A 19,995-nucleotide genomic window follows, 5' to 3' on the forward strand; every position below is an offset into this window, starting at 1 on the left:
CCACCGTCCACTCCTTGACGGTGTGCTCGGCCTCATAAACCTCGCCCATCCCACCACGGCCCAACAGCCGTTTCAGGTGATAAGGGCCAAACATCGACCCCACCCGCGAGGCCTGCTCATCACTCATCGCCCATCCTCCACCATCACCTACCGAGCACCCGCCGAGCCGCCGACCCGCTGACAATTCACAGGCAAACCAACCGAACGCGACCACTGACCCAGCAACCATGACCGTAAGCCCCCGGACACCCGATCGCACGACATTCGCCGGATTTCGGCGCCCTGCGGACAGCGCTCGCCGGTCCGTTCGGTAAGCCCTTGCACGGCAGACCGTTTCGCCCTATCGCTCGCCCTGGCCGTCCGCGCCGATCTGGAAGGTGAATTCTTCGTCGCAGATGCGGATGTGGTCGCCATCGTGCAGCGTGACGGCGGAACGGATCCGCTGGTGCTCCACATGCACCCCGTTCGACGACTTGAGATCGTTGATGATGTAGCTGGTACCCGTATCGATGATGACGGCGTGGTGGCGGCTGACTTTGGGATTGTCGAGGACGATGTCGTTGTCGCCGAGACGTCCGATCCTCGTGCTTACCGCTTGCAGCGGATAGCTGCGCCCCGACGTGTCCTTTAGATAGGCGACGGCCTTCTGGCCCGAAGCCATCGTGTGCTGTTCGAGCACGGTGACCGTACCGGCGGCGGCCGTTTGGGCGGTTCGCTTGACGTCCAGAGGTTCCTGCCGCAAAACCCGGTCATTGAGCGACCGCAGGGTCGGGCCCGGGTCGATCCCAAGTTCGTCAGCGAGCGTCGTCTTCACACGGCGGTACGCGGCCAACGCGTCGGACTGCCGATCGGTGAGGTAGTAGGCGGTGATCAACTGGGCCCAGAGCGGCTCGCGGTAGGGGTGTTCGACGATCAGGGCTTCCAGTTCGGGGATCACGACAGCGGCGTGCCCGCAGGCGATTTCGGCCTCCGCCTTCGCGGTGTGGACGAGGATCTTCTCCTCGATAAAGGACGTTGCGAAGGTGTCGACGAACTCGAACTCACGAAGGTCCTCCAGGACGGGTCCGCGCCATTCGCTCAACGCGGCGCTCAAGTGCTCGGTCGCTCGATCGAACCGGTCGCCGGCCGCCGCGTGCACGCCCGCGGTCTTTTCGGCGATGAATCGTCCGAGATCGTAATCGTTTTCAGCGATGTTGAGTCGATATCCCGGCGGCGCCGCAACCAACACCTGTCGCGGATCGATGCCGGCACCGCTGAGCAGTTTACGAAGGTTGGAGACGTAGGAATGAATGCTCGCCCGCGCCCCCGACGGCGGGTGTCCTTCCCACAGGGCAGTGATCAGCCTCTCGACGCCGACCGGACTGTTGCGGTTCATCAGCAGCATGGCCAGCACCGCCCGCTGTTTGGGGGTGCCGAGCGGTACGCGGGCGCCGTCGACGCTCATCTCCAACGGTCCGAGCAGACCGAATTCGAGATGTTTGTCCACCATCGCGGCTACCGGCCCGCCGGGTGCCAGGCAATCGTCATAACTTGACATTCTGATACGAACCCGGTGGATTCGGTATCACCCTGCAAAGCCTGCGTCAGGCCTTAGTCATCGCATAGTAGGAGCCGCGCCGGGTCAACAGCTCGGCGTGACTGCCTTGTTCAACGATCCGGCCGGCCTCGACCACGATGATGCGGTCGGCATCACGGATGGTCGAAAGCCGATGCGCGATAATGAAACTCGTCCGATCTCGGCGGAGATCGCTCATGGCGTGCGCGATGTGGACCTCGGTGCGGGTGTCGACCGAACTGGTCGCCTCGTCAAGGATCAACAGTTGCGGGCGTGCCAGAAACGCGCGTGCGATGGTGATGAGTTGCTTCTCGCCGGCGCTGATGTTGGCGCCGTCGCCGCTGATCCGGGTCTGGTAGCCCGCCGGCAGCGTGTGCACGAACCGGTCGACGTAGGCGGCTTTCGCGGCCTGTCTCACCTCGTCTTCGGTGGCGTCGGGGCGGCCATAGGCGATGTTCTCCGCGATCGTCCCGTCGAACAACCAGGTGTCTTGCAGCACCATGCCGATTCGCGATCGCAGCGACTGTCTGCTCACCGTCGTGATGTCAACCCCGTCAACGAGAATCCGCCCGGAGTCGACGTCGTAGAACCGCATGAGCAGGTTCACCAGCGTGGTCTTCCCCGCTCCGGTGGGCCCGACGATCGCCACCGTGCTCCCCGGCTCCGCGACCATCGACAGGTCTTCGATCACCGGGGTGCCCGCGCGGTAGGCAAAGTTCACGTGCTCGAACTCGACACGGCCACTCGGTTGCGCGTTAAGCGGCAGCGCCAGCCCGGGGTCCGGCGACTCCTCGGGCTCATCGAGCAGATTGAACACCCGCTCGGCGCTGGCCACGCCGGACTGCAGGGTGTTGTACATCCCGGCCACCTGACTCAATGGGCCGTTGAACTGGCGGACGTATTGGATGAACGCCTGGATACTCCCGATGCTGATCTGCCCGGTGGCCACCTGCAGGCCGCCCACCACCGCGACCGCGACGTAGCCGAGGTTGCCGACGAACGTCGTTGCCGGAGAGACCAGCCCGGAGAAGAACTGGGCGCCGAAGCTGGCCCGGTACACGTCGTCGTTGAGGTTGCGGAACTGCTCGCGCGCCGCGGCCTGGTGGCCGAAGGTCTTGACCACCGTGAATCCGCTGTAGGTCTCCTCGATGTGGGCGTTGAGGCGTCCGATGCTCGTCCACTGCGCCCGGAACAGCCGCTGGGAGCGTCGGGCAATCGTCCGGGTGGCCAGCAGCGACAGCGGCACCGTCAGCAAGGTGATCAACACGAGCAGCGGTGAAATGGAGATCATCATCGCCAGTACCGCCACCACGGTCAGGATCGATGTCAGCAGTTGGCTGATCGTCATCGCAATCGACGATTGAACGTTGTCGATATCGTTGGTGACCCGGCTCAGCAGCTCACCGCGTTGTCTCCCATCGAAATACGACAACGGCAGCCGGTGAACCTTGTCTTCGACGTCCGAACGCAGTGCGACCATGGTGCGCTGCACGGTGACGTTGAGTAGCCGCGCCTGCGCCCAAATCAGCACCGCGGAAACCAGATACAGGCCCAACGCCAGCGCCAGCGTCCGCGCGACCGCTCCGAAGTCGACACCTTGGCCCGGCACCACATTCATGCCCGAGAGCAGATCGGCAAAGGTGTTGTCTCCGCGGGCCCGGGCGGCGGAGACGGCCTGCGCCTTGCTGATTCCCGCAGGCAGCCGGCGGCCGATGGCGCCGTTGAACAGCAGGTCGGTCGCGTGCCCGAGGATCCGCGGCACGATGACGCCGATCGCCGTGCCGACGATACCCACCGTGATCACCGCGATGCTCAGTCTGCGTTGTGGTGCAAGGCGTTTCACCAGTCGGGCGGCCGAGCCCCAGAAGTCAAGGGAGCGAGCCTTATCGGTGGCGGTCGTCATGCCGAACCGCCGACGTGACCCGATCGCACCACGCTCATCGACTGCGAGTCGGCGAACTCCGCATAGGTGGTGCACTCGGTCAGCAGCGACTCGTGCGTGCCCGCGCCCACCAGTCGCCCGTCGTCGATGACAATCACCTGATCTGCCCCGGCGGCGATCGAAACCCGTTGAGTGACAATGATAACCGTGGCGGCGTGGGCAATCTGACGCAACGCGGCGCGTACCCGTGAATCGGTGTGCACGTCGAGGGCGGCGAACGAATCGTCGAACAAGAAGATGGCGGGACGGTGGATGACGGCACGCGCGATGGCCAGTCGTTGGCGCTGCCCGCCGGAGAGATTGATCCCGCCCTGGGCGACGCGCATGTGCAGGCCGTTGTCCGCCGGGCCGTGTCGCCGGACGAATCCGTCGGCGTCGGCCACCCGCAAGGCCTCCCACATCTCCGCGTCGCTTGCGTCGGACTTGCCGTAGCGCAGGTTGTCCGCGACGGTGCCGGAGAAGAGGTAGCCGCGCTGGGGGACCAGCCCGATCGCGGACCAAAGCCGCTCGGTGCGGTAATCGCGGACGTCGACGTCGTCGATCAGGACCGCGCCGCCGGTCACGTCGTAGAGCCGGCAGATCAGCGACACCAACGTCGACTTTCCCGAGCCGGTGCTGCCGACGACGGCCGTGGTGGTGCCGGGCCTGGCAGTGAATGAAATGTCTTGCAGCACAGGCTTGTCGGCACCCGGATAGGTGAACGTCGCGCCGTCCAGCCGCACCGCCCCGGTGATCCCGTGCGGCGGGTACTTGGGATTCTGCGGGTCGTCGACCGCGGCAGGGGTGGACAGCACCTCGGTGATTCGTTCGGCGCACACGGCGGCTCGCGGCAGCACCACCAGCGTCATGGCCGCCATCACCACCGCCATCAGGATCTGGGTGAAGTACGCGAGAAAGGCGGTCAGCGAGCCGACCTGCATTTGGCCGCGATCGATGCGCAGGCCGCCGAACCAGATGAGCGCGACGCTGGACACGTTGATGGTCAGCGTGGTCACTGGCAGCATCAGCGCCTGCCAGTTGCCGGTGCGCAGCGCGGTATTCGACAGTGCGGCGTTGGCGCGAGCGAAGCGGTCACGCTCCAAGCCCTCGCGGGCGAAGGCGCGCACGACCCGGACGCCGGCCAGCTGGTCGCGCATCACCCGATTGATGCCGTCGATCAGGCCCTGCATCCTGCGCAGCAGCGGCAGCATGTGGGCCATCACCCAGTAGTTGGTCACGCCCATGATCGGAACGCTGACCAACAGCAGCCACGCCAACGCGGCCTCCTGGCGGATGGCCATGAAGATTCCGCCGAGACACATGATCGGCGCGGTGACCAGCACGGTGCCCGTTATCTGAACAAGATATTGGATCTGCCGGATGTCGTTGGTGCTGCGCGTCAACAGTGTGGGCGTGCCGAATCGCGCGGTCTCGCGCTCGGAGAAGGTGGTGACGTGTTCGAACATCGCCCAGCGCAGGTCGCGGCCGAAGCCCATCCCCGCCCGGGAGCCGAAGTAGACGGCACCGACCGCGCACAACACCTGCAGACCGGTGACGCAGAGCATCACCATGCCGAGCCGAACGATGGTGGCCGTGTCACCCCTGGCGACGCCTTGATCGATGATCGCGGCGTTGACCGTCGGCAGGTACAGCGACGCCAGGGTGCTGACCAGTTGGAGCACCATCAGCACCGCGACCAGCCGGCGGTACGGCCGGATGTACTGGCGCAGCAGTGCCAGGAGCATGGGGTAACTGTTGCATACCGCAACAGGCGGTTCCCTCAACCGGCGGACGGCCAACACACGCGCCGCTCCGACCGGCAGACGCGAAACGCCTGCTCAGGCGCGTCGGTGGTTGACCCGCTGAGCTGCCGCTACAGTGCATCGTGTGGACCAGCAGCAGGCTGAACAGAAGCGGGGTAGCTGTGCGGCGTAACGCGACGGCGCTGGCTCTTGCGGCGTCAGCCTTGACGATCATGCTCCCCGCGGTCGCAGCCTGCTCCGATTCCGGCGGCGGTAAGCCGGGAGCGACATCGTCGACGGCGCCGGGCAGCGGGGAGGGCCACCATGGGCCGATGTTCCCGCAGTGCGGCGGCGTCACCGATCAATCGGTGGCGGAGCTGACCAAGGTCAACGGGCTGATCAACACCGCCCGTAACTCCGTGGGGTGCCAGTGGCTCGCGGGCGGCGGCATCCTCGGCCCGCACTTCTCCTTCTCCTGGTACCGCGGCAGTCCGATCGGACGCGAGCGCAAGACCGAGGAGCTCTCGCGCGCCAGCGTCGAAGACATCAACATCAACGGCCACGGCGGTTTCATCGCCGTCGGCAACGAACCCAACCTGGGTGACTCCCTGTGTGAGGTGGGCATCCAGTTCCAGGACGACTTCGTCGAATGGTCGATCAGCTTCAGTCAAAAGCCCTTCCCGCCGCCCTGCGACATAGCCAAAGAACTGGCTCGTCAATCGATTGCGAACTCGAAATGACCCGCTCCGGTAGCAGCGTCCGTGTCGTCGCAGCGGTGTTGATCGCCGCGCTGCTGGTGTTGACCGGCTGTTCGCGCTCGGTCGCCGGTAACGCGGTGAAGGCCGGCTCGGGTTCGGTGCCGCGCAACAACAACTCCCAGCAGCAGTACCCGAACCTGCTCAAAGAGTGTGAGGTGCTGACGAGCGACATCCTGGCCAAGACCGTGGGCGCCGATCCGCTCGACATTCAGAGCACCTTCGTCGGCGCGATCTGCCGGTGGCAGGCCGCCAACCCGGCCGGTCTGATCGACATCACCCGGTTCTGGTTCGAGCAGGGCAGCCTCGCCAACGAGCGCAAGGTCGCCGAATTCTTGAAGTACAAGATCGAGAGCCGCAATATCGCGGGGATCGATTCGATCGTGATGCACCCCGACGACGCGAACGGCGCGTGCGGAGTGGCCAGCGACGCCGCGGGCGTGGTCGGATGGTGGATCAACCCGCAGGCGCCCGGCATCGACGCCTGCGGGCAGGCCATCAAGTTGATGGAACTGACGCTCGCCACCAACTCCTAAGGCCGGCAGCGCGGCTCAGCGCGGAATCTCGAAGCCGATCAGCGCGGCCCGACCGAGTTCCAGGTTTTTCCACCCGCACGGCACCGACAGCACGGCGATCGCCGACGTAGGAAACTTGGTCGAAATACGTTGGGCTACAGGGGCATCGGTGCCGTCATCGCCTGCTAGGACGAGCGCCAGGGTGGACATCGTCGGCTCGTGGCCGACAACGAGCAGGGTCCTCACCCCGTCGCTCGTCGTGTTGATCTCCTCGATCATGATGCCGGGTGTGGCGTCGTAGAGTCGCCCGGTGAACTGCACGGGGGCGTCGATTCGGGTGTTCGCCAACGTCTCTCGGGCACGTGTTGCCGTGGAGCACAGCACGCCGTCTATGGCATGGAAGTTGGCGCGCAGCCAGTCTCCGGCCAGTCCGGCTTGTCGGATGCCGCGGCGAGCCAACGGCCGATCGTGGTCGGCCACGCCGGGCGGGTAGTCGGATTTCGCGTGACGCATCAATAGCAAGGTGCGCGGGCTGTCCACGGAAGTCACGCTAACCAACGGGGCGCCGCTACCGCCAGCACCTGTCTTGAGAGACCTGCCGGGCGAGGTCCCCCGTCTTGTCGGTCCGCAGACCTAAACTCGCGATGCCCTGGTATTCACGCACTTCGAAAGGGGGTTATGGCATGCGATTCCTGCACACCGCCGACTGGCAACTCGGCATGACTCGACACTTCCTCGCCGGCGATGCCCAGCCGCGGTATTCGGCGGCCCGCCGCGACGCGGTGGCCGATCTTGGCGCCCTCGCCGCGCAGGTGGGTGCCGAGTTCGTCGTCGTCGCCGGCGATGTCTTCGAGCACAATCAGCTTCCCCCGAAAGTGATCGGGCAATCCCTGGAAGCCATGCGCGCCATCGGGATTCCCGTGTACCTGCTTCCGGGCAACCACGATCCGCTCGACGCGTCCTCGGTGTACACCAGCGCGCTGTTCACCGCTGAATGTCCCGACAACGTGGTGGTGCTCGACCGGGCCGGTGTCCACGAGGTTCGCCCCGGCCTGGAAATCGTCGCCGCGCCGTGGCGCTCGAAGGCCCCGACCACCGACCTGGTAGCCGACGTGCTGGTGGACCTGGCTGCGGCTCCGGTGACCCGGGTGCTCGTCGCTCACGGCGGCGTCGACGTCTTGGACCCCGACCGCGACAAGCCATCGCTGATCCGGCTCGCCAAGCTCGACGAAGCGTTGGACCGCGGCGCGCTGCACTATGTGGCGCTGGGGGACAAGCATTCGCTCACCCAGGTCGGGGAGACCGGCCGGGTGTGGTACTCCGGCTCACCGGAAGTCACCAACTTCGACGACGTCGAATCCGACCCGGGTCACGTTCTCATCGTCGACATCGACGACAGCGACCCCCGGCGCGGCGTCACCGTGGAGTCCCGGCACATCGGTCGCTGGCGGTTCGTCACGATGCACCGGCAGGTCGACACCAGCCGCGACATCGCGGACCTGGACATGAACCTGGACCTGATGACCGAGAAGGACCGCACCGTGGTGCGCCTGGCGCTGACCGGGTCGCTGACCGTCACCGACCGTGCCGCGCTGGATTCCTGCCTGGACAAATACTCTCGGCTCTTCGCCTGGCTGGGCCAGTGGGAACGCCACACCGATCTCGCGGTCATTCCCGCCGACGGCGAATTCAGCGATCTCGGCATCGGCGGATTCGCCGCTGCGGCCGTCGACGAATTAGTGGAGACGGCGCGCGAGGGGGACAACGCGACCGCCGCGGACGCGCAGGCGGCGCTGGCTCTTTTGCTCCGGCTCACCGATCGGGGTGCTGCATGAAACTGCACCGGCTGGTGCTGAACAACTACCGCGGAATCGCGCACCGAGAGATCGAGTTCCCGGACCACGGAGTGGTTGTGGTGAACGGCGCCAACGAGATCGGCAAGTCGTCGATGATCGAAGCCCTGGACCTGCTCCTGGAATCCAGGGACCGCTCGACGAAGAAAGAAGTCAAACAGGTCAAGCCCACTCACAGCGACGTGGGATCCGAGGTCGCCGCCGAAATAAGCTGTGGTCCTTATCGTTTCGCCTACCGCAAGCGGTTTCACAAGAAGTGCGAAACGGAACTGACGCTGTTGAAGCCGTACCGCGAACAGCTGACCGGCGACGAGGCCCACGAGCGAGTCCGGGCGATGCTGGCCGAGACGGTGGACAGCGATCTGTGGCATGCCCAGCGGGTGCTGCAGGCCGCCTCGACAACGGCGGTGAATTTGTCTGGCTGCGACGCACTTTCGCGTGCGCTCGATGTCGCCGCCGGGGACAACGCCGCGCTGTCGGGCACCGAGCCGTTGCTGATCGAACGAATCGACGCCGAGTACGGCCGGTACTTCACTCCCACCGGGCGGCCCACGGGCGAGTGGGCCGCGGTGATTTCGCGGCTGGCCGACGCGGAGGCCGCGGTCGCCGAGTGCGTCGCGGCAGTGGCCGAGGTCGACGACCGGGTATCTCGCCACGCGACGCTCACCGAGCAGGTGGCCGAGTTGTCGCAGCAGCGGCTCGCCGCCGGCCCGCGACTGGCCGCCGCACAGAACGCCGCGGACAAGATCGCCGAACTCACCGCGCAGGCCCGGGAAGCCGAACTGGTCGCCGCCGCAGCGGTGGCGAATAGCGAAGCGGCGGGCACCGCCCACGACCGCCGCCGAGACTTGCTCGCCGAAATCGACACCCGCACAGCCGGTATCGCGGCTGTCGAAGCCGAAGCGCAGCACGCCGCCGATGCGCGCGCGGCCGCAGTCGCCGAGGGCGAGGCCGCCGACGCCGCGGTCCACGAGGCCACCGAGTTGCTTGTCGACCTGCAACGCCGCGCCGAGGTCACCCGGCGCACCGTGGACCTGCTCGCCCGCCGCGAGGAGGCCGACCGGTTGACCGCCCGACTGGCCAAGATCGATGCCATCGAAGGGGACCGCGACCGCGTCTCCGCAGAGCTCACCACGATTGCCATCACGGCGGAGTTGCTGCGGCGCATCGAGGACGCAGCGGCCGCTGTCGATCGCATCGGTGACCAGTTGGCGTTGACATCGGCGGCGGTCGAACTCACCGCCGCTGCCGACATCCAACTCGTTGTCGGCGACCAACAGGTTGCGTTGTCATCGGGTCAGAGCTGGTCGATCACGGCAGCGGGCCCAACCACGGTGGAAGTCCCCGGCATCTTGACCGCGTGGGTCATCCCGGGCGCCACCACGCTCGACGTCCGTGCGAAATATGCCGCGGCACAAGAAGAAATGAATGCCGCGTTGGCCGCTGGCGAGGTGGCCGACCTTGCCGGCGCGCGAGCCGCCGACCAGCGCCGCCGCGATCTGCAGGGCAGCCGCGATCAGCTGAGCGCCACTCTCGCGGGCCTGTGCGGCGACGAACAGGCCGACCAGTTGCGGTCGCGGCTGGCGCAGTTGCGGACCTCGCTACCGGACGAGCCCGACCTCCTCGCGACCGACATCGGCACCGCCCGCGCCGAACTCGACGCGCTTGACACGGCTCGCAGTGCCGCGAATACCGAATGCGATGCGCGCCGCCTTGCGGCCACCGCCGCCGCCGCGAAACTGGCCGAGTCATTCACGCAGACAACGGTTTTGCAGAATAAATTGGAGGCTCAGCGCGCAGAACTGAGCGCGGCTAGCGCACGGCTGACCCAGGAGCGGGCCTCGGTCAGCGATGCGGATCTTGCGTCATCGGCGGACACCGCGCTGCAAGCGGCGCACGTCGCCCAGCGGCGGGTCACCGAACTCACCAACGAGCTGGCGGCCGCGGCGCCGGATGCGGTGCAGGCCGAATTGGCCATCGCCAGAAAGGAAGACGAGTCGCTGCGCGAGCGCTACGAAGACGGTTCCCGCGCGTTGCGGGAGATCACCATCGAACTGGCGGTCTTCGGCAGCGAGGGTCGGCAAGGCAAGCTCGACGCAGCGGAAACCGAGTGCGAGCACGCCGCCGCCGAGCACACCCGGGTCGGTGGCCGGGCACGGGCCGCGCAACTGCTGCGCTCGGTGATGGCGCGCCACCGCGACACCACCCGCCTGCGGTACGTCGAGCCTTATCGCGCCGAACTGCAGCGGCTCGGCCGCCCGGTCTTCGGGCCGACTTTCGAGGTGGACATCGACAGCGACCTGTGTATCCGCAGCCGCACGCTGAACGGCATCACGGTGCCCTACGACTCCCTGTCCGGCGGCGCGAAGGAGCAACTCGGCATCCTGGCGCGGCTGGCCGGGGCAGCACTGGTCGCCAAGGAGGACGCCGTCCCCGTCGTCGTCGATGATGCGCTGGGCTTCACCGACCCCGACCGGCTGACGAAGATGGGGGAGTTGTTCGACAGCGTGGGCAGTTACGGGCAGGTGATCGTGCTGACCTGCAGCCCCGATCGCTACGAAGGGGTCAAGGGCGCGCACCGCATCGACCTCTCGGCGTAGCAATCGACCGCTGACCAGCGCCGATACCGGGGTTAGCGACCATGCGCCGGTGCGTGTCGGCCGCGTCTGCAGAATGAGATCATGGTGGGCCGACACGGATGACGATGAATGCCAAGCGGCGCCGGGCCCAGGAGAAGCTCGAGGGATTGCCCGGTGTGCGTCCCATCCGGCGGCCGGTCTCGCCGGGTTCTGCCGACGAGTTCGATCTGTACTACGTGCGCACGGGCCGCAAATCGCCCCACCCGCTGGTCATCATCCCCGGAGGCCCGGGAGTGGCGTCGGTGCAGCTGTACAAGGGGCTTCGGCGGCGCGCGGCGGCCGCGGGCCTCGACGTCATCATGATCGAACACCGCGGAGTGGGTATGTCGCGCCACGACGACTCGGGCGCCGACCTGCCACCAGAGGCGTTCAGCGTGAACCAGGTCGTCGACGATGTGGCGGCGGTGCTCGATGACGCCCATGCGAAGTCGGCCGTCATCTATGGCGCGTCGTACGGCACCTACATCGCGGCCGGAGTCGGTGTGCGCCACCCGAGTCGGGTGCGGGCGATGGTGCTCGACTCACCGCTGCTGTCGCACGATGACATTGTGATCGTGCGCCGAGCGATCCGGCGACTGCTGCTCAGAGGTGACAGCCCCGAAACCGAAGCGCTGGCGCCGAAAGTGCGGAAGCTAGTCGAAACGGGGCGGATGCCCGCGTCGGCTACACATATCGTCGCGACCATGTATGGCTACGGTGGCGCCTCGCTGCTGGACCGCCAGCTAGACCTGTTGCTGGACGGCCGAAAAATGCTGTGGTGGCTCTTATCTCGGTTCACCACCCTGAGTAACCTGCCCTACCGATATGAGGAAGACCTGGTGAGTCGCATCGCGTTTCGCGAGCTCGACTACGCCGCCGAACCTGACGGACTACCCCTTGACCCCGCCGTGGCCGAGCGCGAAATACACACTCAGACAGCGACGTTCGAGGACGAGCCCTACGACCTGGCCGACGAGATGACGCGTTTCGACTGGCCCACCGCGGTGGTTTCGGGCGGCCGCGATCTCATCACGCCGCCCGCGGTGGCCCATCGGGTCGCCGCACTGCTGCCGGAGTCCGTGCTCTTGCACCTGCCCAGCATGGCGCACAGCGCAATTGACTTCCGTGAGCCGGCCGCGCTCAACGTCGCCCAGGCGGTGTGGCGCGGGGAGCTCGACGGCCTCGCCGCCAAAGCGGCTACGCTGGACGAGCTTCCGTCGCGCCCCGAGGTCCGCCTACTGTGGAAGGCCATCGAGGTGGCTGCCGCGGTCGAGGGTGCCCTGCCGGTGCCCGAACCACTGCGGCGGCGAATCACTTCCGCATGAATCCAATCGCGGTGTAGTTCAGGTCGGCCAAACCGGCTGCGCCGAAATTGGCCAGCGTGCTGCGCACCGCGACGTCACCCGGAGACTGAGTCAGCGGAAGGCTGAACCCCTCCGCCCAGATGAGTTTGTCGAGATCGTTGGCCAACGCGCGCGCCTTCACCGGGTCGAGTTCTTCGAGCGTCCGCTCGATCGCGTCGTCGATCTGCGCGCTGCCGATCTTGCCGAAATTGCTTTCCCCGTCCGACTTGTAGATCTGGGTCAGCGCCGACAGCGGGAATGCGTCGCCGAGCCAACCGAATTGGGCCATATCGAAGGCGCCGACGTTGATGTAGTTGGTGAAGAAGCCGCTGCCGGCCCTGGCCACCAGATCCAGCTTGACGCCGATCTGCGCGAGGCTGTGCTGCGCGATCTGGGCGAACTGCCGACTGCCCTGGGCGTCATAGAACAAATCGCGGATGACCAGCGGGCGGCCGTCCTTCTCCCGAAACTTCCCGTTGAGCTTCCATCCCAGGCCGTCGAGCTCCCGGCCGGCCTCGGCCGGGTCATACGGGACAATAGCGCTGTTGTCCTGGTAGCCCTCCTGCCCGGCGACGTAGATGTGGTTGCCCAGGGCCACCGGGTCGCTGGTGAGGCCGTATTGGACGACCTTGGCAATGGTGCGGCGGTCGATTCCCTTGGAAACGGCGATGCGAAGCGCCTTGTCGGACAGGATCGACCCGGGCGCCCCGTTGAACGTGAAGTGAGACCAGGCCGCGGCGGGCGCCCGCCGGATCGAGATGCCCTTGGTGCGCTGCGCGATGGTCAGTTGGTCCACCGTGCCGACCCCGGAGGCATCGATCGTGTTGTTCTGCAGTGCCGGCAGCCGCGCCGCGTCATCGAGTACGAGGTAGGTGACCGTGTCCAGTCGCGGGCGTGGACCCCACCATTTCGGGTTGCGGCTCAACGTAATCCGCTGGGTGGTGCGATCCAGCGATGTGACGATGAACGGGCCGGCCGACGGGCCGGGGCCCTCGAGCTGGCCCTTGTTGAACGCCTCCGGGGTGGCCGTCATGCTCTTGGGCAGCAGCATCCCGTTGCCGGCGAACATGCCTCGCCACTCGGCATACGGTTTGGCAAAGGTCATGATGGCCTGCCCGTCGTCGACGCCGCGGGTCACCGACGCGACGCGGTCGGCGCCGCTGGGCCCGGCGATCTCGAAGCTCTTGTCGGCGCCGCTCAGGGCGTGGATTTGGCTGGCGATGTCTTCCCAGGTGATCGGGGCGCCGTCCGACCACACCGCTTTCGGGTTGATCGTGTAGGTGACCACCTGCGGGTTGGTCCCGGTGAGCTCGACGCTGGTGAAGTAGTTCGTGTCGACCGTCGTCGAGCCGTCCGGCCCGATGATGAACGCCCGTGGCAAGGTGGCCTTCATCATTCCGGCGACCTCGGCCGAGTTGCCGTCGATGTTGAGAATGTTGAAGTTCGGCGGAAAGTCGCTGAGTGCGAGCCGCAGATCGCCGCCGTCCTGCAACGTGGCGGGATCCCGCGGGTTGATGTCGCTCGTCGTGCCGATCGCGGCGTTGTGGCCGGATTCCGGGGCCAGGTTGATGGCCGGTGAGCACCCGGACGCCACGACGGCCACGGCGAGAAGCGCCGCCGCGAGGCGGCCGACGTGCCTAACCACGTTTGCTCGGATCCGGTTGCGGCACAGCGGAAAGCAACCGCCGGGTGTACTCGTGTTGTGGATTGCTGAAAACCTGCCGACTGTCGCCCTGTTCCACGATCGCGCCGGCATACATCACGACCACGTCGTGCGCGAGGTGTTTGACTACCGAAAGATCGTGGGAGACAAAAAGGTAGGACAGATCGAATCGCTCCTGCAGGTCGAGCAGCAGGTTGATGATCCCCGCCTGGATGGAGACGTCCAGTGCGGAGACCGGCTCGTCGAGGGCCAGGATCTTGGGTTGCAAAGCCAGCGCCCGCGCGATACCGATTCGCTGCTTTTGGCCGCCGGAGAATTCGGCCGGGTAGCGTGTCGCATCGGCGCGGCGCAGTCCCACGACGTCGAGCAGCTCGGCGACGCGTGCGTTGATGTCAGCCTTGCTGAATCCGTTGGCCTGCAATGGCTCGGCGAGCAGATCGAACACCGGCAGCCGCGGGTCCAGGGACGCGACCGGATCTTGGAACACGACCTGAATGTCGCGCCGCAGGGACCGCCTGCGCGCCGCGCTAAGGCTGCTGACATCGTCGCCCAGCACCTCGATCGAACCCGATTGCGGCGCAGCGAGTTCCAGGATCTCGTGCAATGTGGTCGACTTGCCGGAGCCGGACTCGCCGACGATGCCCAGGGTGCGGCCCTGGCGCAACTCGAAGCTGACGCCGTCCACGGCGCGGACTTCGCCGACGGTGCGGCGGAACACCACACCCTTGCTCAGGCGGTAGGTCTTCACCAAATCGCGCACCGCAACGACGACCGGACCCTCTCCGGATTCCGCTTTCGGCGCTTCGGTGCTCACTCCGTAGATATCGGCCGCGCTGCGGCCATTGACTTGTTCGGTGCGAATGCAGGCCGCCCGATGATCGGCACCGACCGAAAGCAATTCCGGTTCCTCGGTCCGGCACTCGTCGATGGCCAGCGGGCAGCGGGGGGCGAAGGGGCAGCCCGGGTCCAGTCCCGCCAGGGACGGCGGTGCACCGGGGATCGGCACCAGCCGGGCGCCCTGGGCGGCGTCCAGCCGCGGTACCGAGCCCAATAGCCCCACGGTGTAGGGCATCTGGCGATCTCGGTACAGGTCGTGCACTTCGGCGGATTCCACAACCCGGCCGGCATACATCACCAGCGCCCGGTCGGCGAACTCCGCGACCACGCCGAGGTCATGGGTGATGATGAGCACCCCGGCGCCGGTGATGTCACGCGCCGTCTTGAGCACCTCGAGGATCTGCGCCTGCACGGTGACATCCAGCGCGGTGGTGGGTTCGTCACAGATCAACAGGTCGGGGTCGTTGGCGATCGCGATCGCGATGACCACCCGTTGGCGTTCACCGCCGGACAGTTCGTGCGGAAAGGCGCGCGCGCGTCGTTCCGGCTGCGAAATACCGACCAGCTCAAGAAGTTCCACCGCGCGGCGGCCAGCCGTCTTCTTGCCCAGGTGTGGCTGGTGGATTTCAATTGCCTCGGCGATCTGATCGCCGACGGTGTAAACGGGCGTCAGCGCCGACATCGGATCCTGAAAGACCATCCCCACCGTCTTGCCGCGAAACCGCGACATCGCGTCGTCGCCGAGGCCCAGCAGTTCGGTGTCGTGCAACCGGACCGATCCGCGCACCCGCGCGTAGTCCGGCAGCAGGCCAACGACGGCCATCGCCGAGACGGACTTGCCCGAGCCCGACTCGCCGACCATCGCCACGACTTCGCCCGGGGCGATGCTGTAGCTGATGCCCCGCACCGCGGTCACCGATTGCCCGTCCGCCGGGAAGGTGACGGCCAGGTCGGCGACCTCCAACAGCGGACTCATCGCGGGCCGCCCCGGGCCATCGCGCTGCCGGGGTCGAGCGCGTCGCGCAGGCCGTCGCCGGTCAGGTTGGCGCACACCAGAATCAGCACCAACACCCCGGCCGGAAACAGGAACACCCACGGAAAAGTGGTGGCGGACTGGGTGCCGTTGGCGATCAGCGTGCCCAGCGAGACGTCGGGCGGCTGAATGCCGAAACCGAGGAAGCTCAGGCCAGTTTCGGCCAGGATCGCCGAGGCGACGTTGAGCGCGGCGTCGATGATCAGGATGGATGCCACGTTGGGCACTACGTGGCCGACGATGATCCGACGGCTGGAAACACCCATATACCGTGCGGCCCGGATGAATTCGCGTTCTCGCAAACTCATCGTCATGCCGCGCACCATGCGCGAGCTGACCATCCAGCCGAACCCGGCCAGCAGCAGAATGAGCATCAGGATGCTCGCCGAGTTCTTGATTCGAGGGGTGACGATGGCGATCAGGATGAAGCTGGGCACCACCAGCAGCAGGTCGACGACCCACATCAACGCCCGGTCCCGCCAGCCGCCGAAATAGCCCGCGATCGAGCCGACGGTGGCGGCGATGCCGGTGGAGATGACCGCGACGCAGACGCCGATCAGCATCGACTTCTGCATTCCCCGCAGGATCTGCGCCAGCAGGTCCTGGCCCAGCGCGTTGGTGCCCAGCCAATGCTTGGTGTTCGGCGGCTGCAGCAGGGCGTCGAAATCGAGGTCATCGTAGGAATACGGCAGCACCGCGGGCAGCGCGTAGCAGCCGACGAACAGCAGCACCAGCAGCGCCAGCGACACCACCGCGATGCGGTTGCGCGCAAACCTGCGTAACACCAGGGTGCGGCGCGAGGTGAAGGCCGCGACTTCCGGGCTCGAGATACCATGGGCGCCAACGCTTTTAGCGGTCGTCATTTGCGCCACTCCTCAGCATCGCTTCGCTCTGCATCGTCGCCGGCGGTCGTCATGACACCCGGACCCGCGGATCGAGCGCTGCGTAGAACACATCGGAGAGCAGGCCGGCCAACAACACCACGGCGCCGGAGAACAACGTGATCGCCGCGATGATGTTGGTGTCCTGGGCCGTGATGCCCTGCACCAGCCATTCGCCCATCCCGTGCCAGCCGAAGATCTTCTCGACGAACACCGCCCCGGTGACCAGCCCGGCCACCCCGTAGGCGAACAGGGTGGCCAACGGGATCAGCGCGGTGCGCAAACCATGCTTCACGAGTGCCCGCCTTCGCGTGAGTCCTTTGGCGCGCGCTGTGCGAATGAAGTCTTGACCGAGGACGTCGAGCATCGCATTGCGTTGATAGCGGCTGTATCCCGCGGCGGCGGCCAGTGACAGCGTCAGCGACGGCAGGATCAGATGCCGCAGCCGGTCGATGAGGTGATGCCACACCCCGCCCTGCACGCCCGGTGAGGTCTCCCCGGTGTAGTCGAACAGGTGAATACCCAAGGCCCAGTTCACCCGCAGGGCGCCGAGGATCAACAGGCTCGCGATGACGAACGTCGGGGTGCTCAGTAACAGCAGCGCCACCAGCGTGACGACGCGATCACTGAGTCGATACTGCCGGATGGCACCCCAGGCGCCGGCCACGATGCCCACGACGGTGCCCACCAGAGAGCCAATCACCAGCAGCCGCAGGGTTACTCCCACGCGCCGCCACAACGTGGTGCCGACGGGCTGCCCGGTGATGGTCTTCCCGAAGTCGCCTTGTACCGCGTGCAAGGCCCAGTGCGCGTAGCGAATCGGAATGGGCTCGTCCAAACCGAGCGAGTGGGCCTTGGCGTCGATGACGGCCTGCGGCGGCCGCGGGCTGCGCTGCAGCAGGCTGTCCAGGGGCCGGAACGCATAGGACGTCAGGCAGAACGTCAGAAACGACGCCAACGCCAGCAGCACGATGTAGTTGAGCAAGCGGCGTGCCAGAAAACGAGTCATGCCCGACCGCATCGCCCGTACCGCATTGGGACAGGTTAGCGAGCCCCAAAAGATGAGATGAACAGCGCCGCGTCTGCAGCGCCCGAGCGGCCGCCGCTCTTCCGATCCGGCTGATTCTCATGCATGAATGCCGCGTGATCGATTGCTAAAATCCACGGCGGTACCGAGCCGTGCAGCCAAGGCGGCACATTCCGGCTACTCCCGAGGAGGCTCTCGTGACGGTTACCGACGATTACCTGGCCAATAACGCAGAATACGCGAGCAGCTTCTCGGGGCCATTGCCGATGCCGCCGGGCAAACACGTCGCGGTCGTCGCGTGCATGGACGCCCGGCTCGACGTCTACCGCATCCTCGGGCTGAACGAGGGCGAGGCGCACGTCATCCGCAACGCCGGCGGGGTCATCACCGACGACGTGATCCGCTCCCTGGCCATCAGCCAACGATTGCTGGGCACCCGCGAGATCATCCTCATTCACCACACCGACTGCGGGATGCTCACCTTCACCGACGACGAGTTCAAGCGCGCCATCCAGGAGGAGACCGGCGTCAAACCGTCCTGGGCGGCCGAGGCCTTCGCAGATCTCGCCGAGGACGTGCGCCAGTCGATACGCCGCATCGAGGGCAGTCCGTTCGTGACCAAGCACGTGTCGGTGCGCGGATTCGTCTTCGACGTCGCCACGGGCAAGCTCGAGGAAATCACGTCCTGACTTCTCAGCCGACCTTGTAGATGGCGAGCGCCTTCGCGACGAGCCTGCCCTGCGGGTCGATGATCTCGGCCTCGCAGTTGACCAGCGACCGGCCGCGCCGCAGGACCCGGCCGACGCCGATCACGTCGGTGGCCCGCGCCGGGGCCATGAAGTCCAGCGCCATCGACACCGTCACGCCGCGAAGTTCGGGAGGCGCTTCGGCGCCACACCACGCCGCCGCCATGATGGTGAGGTCGGCCAGGGTGGCGATGGCGCCGCCGTGGACCATGTCGCCGACGGTCACGTTGGACGGATCCCAGGGCAGCCGCAGCCTGACTTCGTCCGGTTCGAGTCGGTCCGCGACGATGCCGAGCTTGGCGACGAACGGTGACTGCGGGAGGAAGTCCGCGATGACGTCGCGACCGCTGGACGGTGTGGACAGGCCGTCGGGCCCCGAAGGAGAAGTCATCCGTCCATGTTTTCGCACCGCCAACCAGCGGCGAAAGGGAGAGCGCCGGTCTTGACGCGATGCGTCCGGTGGCCGGCGTCCGCGCCATCGTGACGATGGACTGCTTGACAGCATCCGCGCGAGCTGCTGGTATAAACGGCAAAGATTCTAAATATGGTCAGTTCTGCCAGATTTAACTAAGGATGCTATGACCGCCGATCTGAAGGCGGGCCCCGCGGCCGGCCAGTACGAATTGAGCCATCTGCGCTCGCTCGAGGCAGAAGCGATACACATCATTCGCGAGGTGGCCGCGGAGTTCGAGCGTCCGGTGCTGCTGTTCTCGGGCGGCAAGGACTCCATCGTCATGCTGCATCTGGCGCTGCGGGCGTTCCGCCCCGGCCGGCTGCCGTTCCCGGTCATGCACGTCGACACCGGACACAACTTCGACGAGGTGATCGCGACCCGCGACGAGTTAGTGGCCGAGCACGGCGTGCGCCTGGTGATCGCCTCGGTCCAGGAGGACATCGACGCCGGGCGGGTCGTCGAGCCCCGGCAGGGCCGCAACCCGATTCAGACCGTGACACTGCTGCGCGCCATCCGGGAGAACAAGTTCGACGCCGCATTCGGCGGGGCGCGCCGCGACGAGGAGAAGGCCCGCGCCAAGGAGCGGGTGTTCAGTTTCCGCGACGAGTTCGGTCAATGGGATCCCAAGGCGCAGCGGCCCGAGCTGTGGAACGTCTACAACGGGCGCCATCACAAGGGCGAGCACATCCGGGTGTTCCCACTGTCCAACTGGACGGAGTTCGACATCTGGTCCTACATCGGCGCCGAGAACATCGCGTTGCCGTCGATCTATTACGCCCACCAGCGCAAGGTCTTTCGTCGTGACGGCATGCTGCTGGCGGTCGACAGGAACATGAAGCCGAACGCCGACGAGCCGGTATTCGAGGCGACCGTGCGGTTCCGCACCGTCGGCGATGTCACGTGCACCGGATGCGTGGAATCGCAGGCCGCCACCGTGGAGGAGGTCATCGCCGAGACCGCGGTGTCCCGGCTGACCGAACGCGGCGCGACCCGGGCCGACGACCGGATCTCGGAGGCCGGGATGGAAGACCGCAAGCGGCAGGGGTACTTCT

The 19,995-nt window shown here is 66.4% G+C and carries 17 protein-coding genes; 7 read left to right on the forward strand and 10 right to left on the reverse strand.

Translation table 11 applies throughout. The features are described 5' to 3' along the window. From JOZ00_RS05170 to JOZ00_RS05185, 4 genes are all read right to left on the reverse strand, one after another. Nucleotides 1-127, reverse strand: a 127-nt coding sequence (locus JOZ00_RS05170) for a hypothetical protein (protein ID WP_293340686.1), incomplete at its 3' end; no start/stop codon positions are given. 213 nt (nt 128-340) lie between these two features. After that, nucleotides 341-1,537 (reverse strand): BTAD domain-containing putative transcriptional regulator, encoded by a 1,197-nt coding sequence (locus JOZ00_RS05175; protein WP_293340650.1) that lies wholly within the window; start codon nt 1,535-1,537, stop codon nt 341-343. Nucleotides 1,538-1,583: 46 nt separating this feature from the next. Beyond that, nucleotides 1,584-3,458 (reverse strand): ABC transporter ATP-binding protein, encoded by a 1,875-nt coding sequence (locus JOZ00_RS05180; RefSeq protein ID WP_293340652.1) that lies wholly within the window; start codon nt 3,456-3,458, stop codon nt 1,584-1,586. Next, the gene (locus JOZ00_RS05185; protein ID WP_293340654.1) at nt 3,455-5,221 is read right to left on the reverse strand and encodes an ABC transporter ATP-binding protein; all 1,767 of its coding nucleotides are present in this window, start codon (nt 5,219-5,221) and stop codon (nt 3,455-3,457) included. The genes JOZ00_RS05180 and JOZ00_RS05185 overlap by 4 nt, the downstream gene beginning before the upstream one ends. Nucleotides 5,222-5,451: 230 nt before the next feature. On the opposite strand from JOZ00_RS05185, the gene JOZ00_RS05190 reads away from it, so the two are divergent. Further along, nucleotides 5,452-5,958 carry a DUF3558 domain-containing protein gene (locus tag JOZ00_RS05190; RefSeq protein ID WP_293340656.1) on the forward strand — a complete coding sequence of 169 codons (507 nt, stop codon included), beginning with the start codon at nt 5,452-5,454 and terminating at the stop codon, nt 5,956-5,958. Continuing rightward, a complete protein-coding gene (locus tag JOZ00_RS05195) occupies nt 5,955-6,509 on the forward strand; it encodes a DUF3558 domain-containing protein (RefSeq protein WP_293340658.1) in 555 nt (184 codons plus the stop codon). Before JOZ00_RS05190 ends, JOZ00_RS05195 begins: the two co-directional genes overlap by 4 nt. A 15-nt stretch (nt 6,510-6,524) precedes the next feature. Here JOZ00_RS05195 and JOZ00_RS05200 read toward each other — a convergent pair whose 3' ends face one another. Next, a complete protein-coding gene (locus JOZ00_RS05200) occupies nt 6,525-7,028 on the reverse strand; it encodes a histidine phosphatase family protein (protein WP_293340660.1) in 504 nt (167 codons plus the stop codon). A 143-nt stretch (nt 7,029-7,171) separates the two neighbouring features. Here JOZ00_RS05200 and JOZ00_RS05205 point away from each other — a divergent pair, with 143 nt between their 5' ends. The 3 genes from JOZ00_RS05205 to JOZ00_RS05215 all read left to right on the forward strand — a co-directional run bounded on the left by JOZ00_RS05205 (nt 7,172) and on the right by JOZ00_RS05215 (nt 12,284). Continuing rightward, a complete protein-coding gene (locus tag JOZ00_RS05205) occupies nt 7,172-8,323 on the forward strand; it encodes an exonuclease SbcCD subunit D (RefSeq protein ID WP_293340662.1) in 1,152 nt (383 codons plus the stop codon). After that, nucleotides 8,320-10,941, forward strand: a complete 2,622-nt coding sequence (locus JOZ00_RS05210) for an AAA family ATPase (RefSeq protein ID WP_293340664.1) — start codon at nt 8,320-8,322, stop codon at nt 10,939-10,941. The genes JOZ00_RS05205 and JOZ00_RS05210 overlap by 4 nt, the downstream gene beginning before the upstream one ends. 98 nt (nt 10,942-11,039) lie before the next feature. Continuing rightward, nucleotides 11,040-12,284 (forward strand): alpha/beta fold hydrolase, encoded by a 1,245-nt coding sequence (locus JOZ00_RS05215; protein ID WP_293340666.1) that lies wholly within the window; start codon nt 11,040-11,042, stop codon nt 12,282-12,284. Here the strand turns inward: JOZ00_RS05215 and JOZ00_RS05220 are convergent. Genes JOZ00_RS05220 through JOZ00_RS05235 form a run of 4 tightly spaced genes read right to left on the reverse strand, consistent with a single transcriptional unit; the run spans nt 12,271 to nt 17,725 of the window. Next, complete coding sequence (locus JOZ00_RS05220) at nt 12,271-13,947, reverse strand: ABC transporter family substrate-binding protein (RefSeq protein WP_293340668.1); 1,677 nt, start codon at nt 13,945-13,947, stop codon at nt 12,271-12,273. The genes JOZ00_RS05215 and JOZ00_RS05220 overlap by 14 nt on opposite strands. Then, nucleotides 13,940-15,778, reverse strand: a complete 1,839-nt coding sequence (locus tag JOZ00_RS05225; protein ID WP_293340670.1) for an ABC transporter ATP-binding protein — start codon at nt 15,776-15,778, stop codon at nt 13,940-13,942. Before JOZ00_RS05225 ends, JOZ00_RS05220 begins: the two co-directional genes overlap by 8 nt. Further along, entirely contained in the window at nt 15,775-16,698 is a 924-nt protein-coding gene (locus tag JOZ00_RS05230; protein WP_293340672.1) for an ABC transporter permease, read from the reverse strand. The genes JOZ00_RS05225 and JOZ00_RS05230 overlap by 4 nt, the downstream gene beginning before the upstream one ends. A gap of 49 nt (nt 16,699-16,747) precedes the next feature. Then, complete coding sequence (locus JOZ00_RS05235; RefSeq protein WP_293340674.1) at nt 16,748-17,725, reverse strand: ABC transporter permease; 978 nt, start codon at nt 17,723-17,725, stop codon at nt 16,748-16,750. Between the two features lie 215 nt (nt 17,726-17,940). Between JOZ00_RS05235 and JOZ00_RS05240 the strand changes: the two genes are divergently transcribed. After that, the gene (locus JOZ00_RS05240) at nt 17,941-18,432 is read left to right on the forward strand and encodes a carbonic anhydrase (RefSeq protein ID WP_293340677.1); all 492 of its coding nucleotides are present in this window, start codon (nt 17,941-17,943) and stop codon (nt 18,430-18,432) included. 4 nt (nt 18,433-18,436) lie between these two features. Here JOZ00_RS05240 and JOZ00_RS05245 read toward each other — a convergent pair whose 3' ends face one another. Beyond that, complete coding sequence (locus tag JOZ00_RS05245) at nt 18,437-18,880, reverse strand: PaaI family thioesterase (protein WP_293340680.1); 444 nt, start codon at nt 18,878-18,880, stop codon at nt 18,437-18,439. Between the two features lie 187 nt (nt 18,881-19,067). On the opposite strand from JOZ00_RS05245, the gene cysD reads away from it, so the two are divergent. After that, nucleotides 19,068-19,995 (forward strand): sulfate adenylyltransferase subunit CysD (cysD, locus tag JOZ00_RS05250; RefSeq protein ID WP_293340683.1); only part of this gene is annotated, 928 nt, incomplete at its 3' end.

It is taken from the genome of Mycobacterium sp. (assembly GCF_019243155.1).
GTDB lineage: Bacteria > Actinomycetota > Actinomycetes > Mycobacteriales > Mycobacteriaceae > Mycobacterium.